Origin of the sequence: Arthrobacter sp. Hiyo1 (genome assembly GCF_001263615.2) — a bacterium.
Lineage (GTDB): Bacteria > Actinomycetota > Actinomycetes > Actinomycetales > Micrococcaceae > Arthrobacter.
On record NZ_DF952488.1, the window covers coordinates 7,598 to 8,903 of the forward strand.

1 protein-coding gene is annotated in these 1,306 nt (G+C 67.0%); it reads left to right on the forward strand.

Annotated elements, in window-relative coordinates; translation table 11 throughout:
- Positions 1-1,220: glycoside hydrolase family 32 protein (locus AHiyo1_RS23810; RefSeq protein ID WP_059390270.1), on the forward strand; the 1,220-nt coding region annotated here is incomplete at its 5' end.
- Between the last annotated feature and the right edge of the window lie 86 nt (positions 1,221-1,306).

Sequence of the window (1,306 nt, forward strand, 5' to 3'; positions counted from 1 at the left end):
TGAGCTCCCCGGACCTGGTCCACTGGGATGAACACCCCGTCGCGCTGCGCCCGCAGGATGGCGGGCCGGACGAGTTCGGCTGCTGGACCGGCGTAGTGACCGACGACGGCGGTGTCCCCACCGCTGCGTACTCCGGCGTGCGGGGCGATGGTGGTCACTCCCAGGTGGTGATTTCCCGGGGCTCGGCGGACCTGGTGTCCTGGGAACAGGATGGCCACATTGCCGCTTCCATGCCGGACGACGGCCTTGTCACGGCCGTGCGCGACCCCTTCATCTTCCACTTCAACGGCAAGCGCTACGCCATGCAGGGCGCCGGGCTGGCCAATGGACATGCTGCTTTGCTGCTGTACACGGTGGAGGACATGTCCGACTGGAAGTACCAAGGCATTTGGCTGACCACGGAAAACCCGGTGGCGGCTGCGCAGACGCCGGCTGAGATCTGGGAGTGCCCGCAACTGGTCCGTGTGCCGTCCGACGAGGCGGCGTCCGACGGGGACGACACCTGGGTCATGATGTTCTCCCTGTGGCTCTCCGGGGATGACCACGAGCACGCAAACGGAGTCGGCCACCTGATCGGCTCGCTCGCCGAGGACCCGTCTACCGGGCTGCCGGTGTTCGTCCCGCGTTCCGGCGGCAGGTCCGACCTTGGCAGGGACTTCTATGCTCCGCAGATCGTTCAGCTGGATACTGCGTCTTCGTCCGGCTCGGAGTCGGAGCCGCGTGCCCTGCTGTGGGGATGGGCCAACGAAGGCCCGGGTCGTGATGGCCGGCGTGGCCGTTCGCAGGACGAGATCGACGCCGCAGGCTGGGCAGGCGTATTAACCCACCCGCGCTTCCTCTCGGTTGAGGACGGCGCATTGGTGGTTGCTCCGGCGCCGGAGGTGGACGCTTACCGGGGTCCTGTCCTCGCGGCCGGGGCTTCCGGGGCCGTTGACTTGCCGCCGTTTGCCGAGGCAGTTGTGACGGCTGGGACTGTTGCTGGAGCCGGTGAGGTTCGGCTGGTCCTGGCCTCCGGCGCGGAACGGCAAGTTGTGTTTGCAGGGCCGTTGTCCGAGGGCGAGGAACTCCGCATCTTCGTGGATGCTTCCTTGGTGGAGGTGTATCGGACAGGTTCCGTCGCCACGACACTCCGCGCCTACCCTGCGGCCGGGGAAGCATGGATCCTTGAGCTTCCCGAAGGTGCGGCCGCGGAGGTCTGGGAACTGAAGCTGCCGGAATAGGCGGCAGGCCGCCGTCGGGCACTCAACTTTTGACCACTTTTGGCCGGTGCTGCAGTCCGGGATCCCCGTATTTCCGCGGATTCCCG